Source organism: Marinimicrobium sp. UBA4509, from assembly GCF_002388575.1.
Classification (GTDB): domain Bacteria; phylum Pseudomonadota; class Gammaproteobacteria; order Pseudomonadales; family Cellvibrionaceae; genus Marinimicrobium; species Marinimicrobium koreense.
In genome coordinates this window covers 48,611-53,194 of record NZ_DGMV01000056.1, presented here as the reverse complement: position 1 = coordinate 53,194, position 4,584 = coordinate 48,611, and the positions used below count along the sequence as shown (strand labels likewise).

Annotated in this window: 6 protein-coding genes and 1 other RNA gene; 2 read left to right on the top strand and 5 right to left on the bottom strand. The window is 58.9% G+C overall.

The features are described from left to right. Positions 1-81: 81 nt before the first annotated feature. The gene (gene rpiA / locus B3520_RS10960; RefSeq protein WP_286804996.1) at positions 82-759 is read right to left on the bottom strand and encodes a ribose-5-phosphate isomerase RpiA; all 678 of its coding nucleotides are present in this window, start codon (positions 757-759) and stop codon (positions 82-84) included. On the opposite strand from rpiA, the gene ilvA reads away from it, so the two are divergent. Next, positions 758-2,386: a threonine ammonia-lyase, biosynthetic gene (ilvA, locus tag B3520_RS10955; RefSeq protein ID WP_339619392.1), complete on the top strand. Its 1,629-nt coding sequence runs from the start codon at positions 758-760 to the stop codon at positions 2,384-2,386. The genes rpiA and ilvA overlap by 2 nt on opposite strands. Positions 2,387-2,816: 430 nt before the next feature. Further along, positions 2,817-2,957, top strand: coding sequence for a hypothetical protein (locus B3520_RS10950; RefSeq protein ID WP_170162958.1), 141 nt, complete (start codon positions 2,817-2,819; stop codon positions 2,955-2,957). Positions 2,958-2,984: 27 nt separating this feature from the next. On the opposite strand, the gene B3520_RS10945 is transcribed toward B3520_RS10950, so the two are convergent. The 4 genes from B3520_RS10945 to B3520_RS10930 all read right to left on the bottom strand — a co-directional run bounded on the left by B3520_RS10945 (position 2,985) and on the right by B3520_RS10930 (position 4,445). Next, positions 2,985-3,599, bottom strand: coding sequence for a 5-formyltetrahydrofolate cyclo-ligase (locus B3520_RS10945; protein ID WP_286804998.1), 615 nt, complete (start codon positions 3,597-3,599; stop codon positions 2,985-2,987). Between the two features lie 69 nt (positions 3,600-3,668). Beyond that, a non-coding RNA gene (ssrS, locus tag B3520_RS10940) (6S RNA) lies at positions 3,669-3,846 on the bottom strand. Positions 3,847-3,912: 66 nt separating this feature from the next. Then, positions 3,913-4,218: a cell division protein ZapA gene (locus tag B3520_RS10935; RefSeq protein WP_024461963.1), complete on the bottom strand. Its 306-nt coding sequence runs from the start codon at positions 4,216-4,218 to the stop codon at positions 3,913-3,915. Beyond that, positions 4,215-4,445, bottom strand: a complete 231-nt coding sequence (locus B3520_RS10930; protein ID WP_369755570.1) for a TIGR02449 family protein — start codon at positions 4,443-4,445, stop codon at positions 4,215-4,217. Before B3520_RS10930 ends, B3520_RS10935 begins: the two co-directional genes overlap by 4 nt. Positions 4,446-4,584 lie beyond the last annotated feature (139 nt).

Sequence of the window (4,584 nt, the reverse complement as noted above, 5' to 3'; positions counted from 1 at the left end):
CGGAGTCCCTCCGCTTACGGTCCGGGATAGATACACCCCACCCCGGACCGGACTCGCTTCGAAGCTAAGAGGCTATCGCAGTTAATACTTGGGCTTGATGGTCTTCACACCCTCAGCGGTGCCAAGCAACAACACATCGGCGCCGCGTCGGGCGAACAGGCCGTTGGTGACTACCCCGGCGATCTGGTTGATCTCCGCCTCCAGCTTCTTCGGCTCCATAATCTCCAGATGATGCACATCCAAAATCACATTCCCGTTATCCGTCACCACACCCGTGCGATACACCGGATCACCGCCCAGCTTCACCAACTCGCGCGCCACATAAGAGCGCGCCATCGGAATCACCTCCACCGGTAGCGGGAAAGCGCCCAATACATCCACCCACTTGCTCTCATCAGCGATACAGACAAACTCCCGGGATACCGCCGTGACGATCTTCTCCCGGGTCAGCGCCGCGCCACCGCCCTTGATCAGCTCCAACTGGGCGTTGCTCTCATCGGCGCCATCAACGTACACCAGCAGCTCGCTGACCTCATTCAGGTCATACACCGTGATGCCCAGCTTCTGCAGACGCTCCGCCGAGGCATCCGAGCTGGCCACGGCGCCCGCGAAATCGTCTTTGAGCTTACCGAGAGCGTCGATAAAGCAATTGGCGGTGGAGCCGGTGCCCACGCCGATGATGCTGTCGCGCTGAAGTTTCGAGGCGATGTAGTCGACGGCGGCCTGGCCGACTGCCTTCTTGAGTTCGTCCTGGGTCATGGTCACCTCGCTGTTGTGGATGCGCGCATTATACGCGATGGATGCCAGCGGTTCGCAAATTGTTTACCATGGGGGTTTGCCGTCTCACACAGCTTTGGTGCAATACACTCCTATGCCCGATTCCTACATCAAACGTATCCTCAATGCCCGCATCTACGACCTCGCCGTCGAGACGCCACTCGATCCGGCGCCGCTGTTGTCCCAGCGCACCGGCAATCAGGTGTTGCTCAAGCGCGAGGACCTGCAGCCGGTGTTCTCCTTCAAAATCCGGGGCGCCTACAACAAGTTGCTGCAACTGAGCCCAGAGCAGAAGGCGAAGGGCGTGATTGCGGCCTCGGCGGGCAACCACGCCCAGGGGCTGGCGATGGGTGCACATCATCTGGGCATCAAGGCCACCATTGTGATGCCGCGTACCACGCCGCCGATCAAGGTGGACGCTGTGCGCGCCCGTGGGGGCAAGGTGGTCCTGCATGGGGACAGCTACGATGAAGCTTCGGCCCACGCCAAAAAACTGGTGGAAGAAAAGGGCATGACCTATATCCACCCGTTCGACGACCCGGACGTGATTGCCGGGCAGGGCACGGTGGCGATGGAGATTCTGCGCCAGTACCCGGGCCATATCGATGCGATCTTTGTCGCCGTCGGTGGGGGTGGTCTCTGCGCCGGTGTGGCGGCCTACGTGAAATACGTGCGCCCGGATGTGAAAGTCATTGCGGTGGAGTCCGATGAATCCGCCTCGCTCAAGGCCGCGATGGAGAAAAAGCGGCGGGTGACTCTGCCCCAGGTGGGCATCTTTGCCGATGGGGTGGCGGTGGCCCAGATCGGCAAGGAAACCTTCCGGGTGATCCGCAAGACCATTGACGGGGTGATCACCGTCAATACCGATGAAATCTGTGCCGGTATCAAGGACATTTTTGAAGACACCCGCTCCATCGCCGAGCCCGCCGGCGCCATCAGCGTGGCGGGCATGAAAAAGTATGTGGCGGAGAACGGCATTACCGGTCAGACCTTCGTTGCCATCGATTGCGGGGCGAACATCAACTTCGACCGGTTGCGCTACATTTCCGAGCGCACGGAAATCGGTGAGCAGCGAGAGGCCATTCTGGCGGTCACCATTCCGGAGCGCCCGGGTGCCTATAAAGAGTTCTGTAAGGCACTGGGTAAGCGCAATATCACCGAGTTCAATTACCGCTACGCGGATAGCCAGGAGGCGAAAATCTTTGTCGGCATCCAGGTGGGCAGCGGCGGCCACGACCGCGCCGAGCTGGTGTCCGAATTGCGCGAGCAGGGCTATGACCTGGTGGATATGACCGACAACGAAGTGGCCAAGATGCATATCCGCCACATGGTCGGCGGGCACGCGCCGAACGTGGGGGATGAAATGGTATTCCGCTTCGAGTTCCCGGAGCGTCCGGGAGCGCTGCTCGCCTTCCTCAATCGGGTGGCCGGGCACTGGAATATTTCCATGTTCCACTATCGCAACCACGGCGCCGCCTATGGGCGGGTGTTGATCGGTATGCAGGTGCCCAAGAAAGAGCGGGCACAGGTGCGCAAATTCCTGGATGAAATCAATTATCCCTATTGGGATGAAACCGACAACGAGGCCTATCAGTTCTTTCTGAGCTGAGGTGCATTGAGAATTGGTTGAGTCGGTGGATGACGGGCTTCGCCCTTATGCCACCCTACGTTCACATCGTAGCCCGTAGATCGGGTTAGCGCCTCGCGCGTAATCCGACATTCCGTGCCCAACCACGCTCACGCGGTTATTGTCGGATTACGCGCTGCGCGCTAATCCGACCTACTTCACGGTAGGGTGGTATAAGGGCGAAGCCCGTCATCCACCAAAAAAACCGCAAAACCCGCCCTAAAAATGTGATTTTCAACACATTTGCCTCAAAAAACGTCCATTTTTCCGACGTTTTTCTTGATCTGTCACGATTTTCGACTAACCTTAGACTTCGTTGCGATAAAACGGTACGCCAACAGGGAAATTTAGTTCTGGACGGATGTCGATAAACTGAATACCTGAACGGTTAAAAAAGAAGGTTCCGAATAAAATGAAAACCGATATCGTTACTCTGGTCATTTTTGTGTTCTGCCTGGGCGTGCTGATCAGTGCGCTGGATCTGGGCAGTTGGTTTGGTGATGACGACAGCAGCGCTGCCTCGGTGGTCCTGCAGCAGGCCGATAATTCCTAGCGCCCGTCGCTCAGCAACACCCACCTCTTATCGAACAACACCCCGATCGGTTACCACCGCTGTCAGGGGAATATCCCATGGTTCAATCGGCAGCGCGGGTACTTCCTGACAGGCGTGCGCCAGGCCAAACAGGTCCGGGCCGTACCCGGGGATGTGACCGTCACCGGCCTTGAACGCGAAGGTCCGATCGTAGAAACCGCCGCCCATGCCCAGTCGCCCTCCGTTCGCATCGAAGCCCACCAGGGGTAGCAATACCAGATTCAGAAAGGGTGCCGCCAGGCGCGGTTCCCGGTAGGGATTCGGCTCCGGAATACCATAGCGGTTGGGGTAGAGTGGGGTGTCGCGCTGCCAGAGCACAAACCAGAGTCGCCTTGGTTGAATGGGGTGTAAGACGGGCAGGTAGCACTGCTTACCCAACTGCCAGGCTCGCTCCACAATGGGGGTGGGATCAATCTCGCCGTCATTGGGCCAGTACACAGCGATCCGCCGACTGCGAATGAATTCCGCGGTGCGACTTATCTGACGCGCCACTGCGTGGGCGGCGTCCCGGTGTTCCTGGGCCGTCAGGCCATTGCGGCGGGCGCGCAATCGTTGGCGCAGTTGTTTCTTGTCCGGTGCGGGAAATTCGGAAATCGTGCTCAAGGGCGAGACGTCCGCGGTTGAATCGTCCTAAAGGAATCACCGGACCCAAACCGGATCGGCGAGAGAAAGGAGAACCCCAAGGTGCCGCTGTCAATTGGGCCTTGAACCCTAAGGCTCAAGGTGGCGATGTTCGCGGTCCATCAGGCTTCCCGTTCGCGCGGTAATGCTCAACAGGACCTACAGAACAACGCCTGTACTGCGGTTATCGGCTCAAGGACGTGTTGACTGGCGAACACCCCAGGGCGTGCTTTCAGTATAACCCGGAAGTCGGGGGGCAACGCAACCGGATTCGGCACCGGCAAAAGGTGGGGGCTCAGTGCTGCTCGAACTGCTCCAGGCTGCGATCGATTTTGTCGTTCAGGCGCTGCAGTTCGTTCTGGTCCAGATCCAGCGAGGGCTGTTGCGGTTGGCGTTTGGCCTGCAACAATTCGTGGCTCAGGTTCAGGGCCGCCATCACGGCGATCCGTTCCAGCCCGATTACCGATCCGCTGCGCTTGATGGCTCGCATGCGCTCATCGAGCAGTTCAGCAGACTCCTGCAGTGCCGCGCGCTCCTCTCGAGGGCAGGCCACCTGATAGTCTTTATCCAGAATTTTTACGAAAACCGTTTCGGTGCTCACGAGTCAGCCTCCAGGCTCTTCAGGCGCGTAATCATGGCCTCTACCCGGCCGCGGGCCAGCTCGTTTTTCTCGATCAAACGCACCCGCTCCCGCTGCCAGTCATTGGCTTTGGCCCGCAGTTCGTCGTTCTCCTGCTGCAGGCGTTCACAGACCTGGATCAGACGATCCATCTTTGCTTCCAGGGCTTCTAGCAGTTCATCGGACATGATTTCGGGGACCGGGTTCATTATTCGCGTGCAGCTACTATATTGCGCCCTTCGCAGAGGGTCAATCTTCGCCCCGTTGGGTCACGGCGGATGCGGGTCATACCGCTGCGCTCGGCCCCTACGCATACCTCCGCGGTTCGTGTAGGGCGGATAAGCCGAA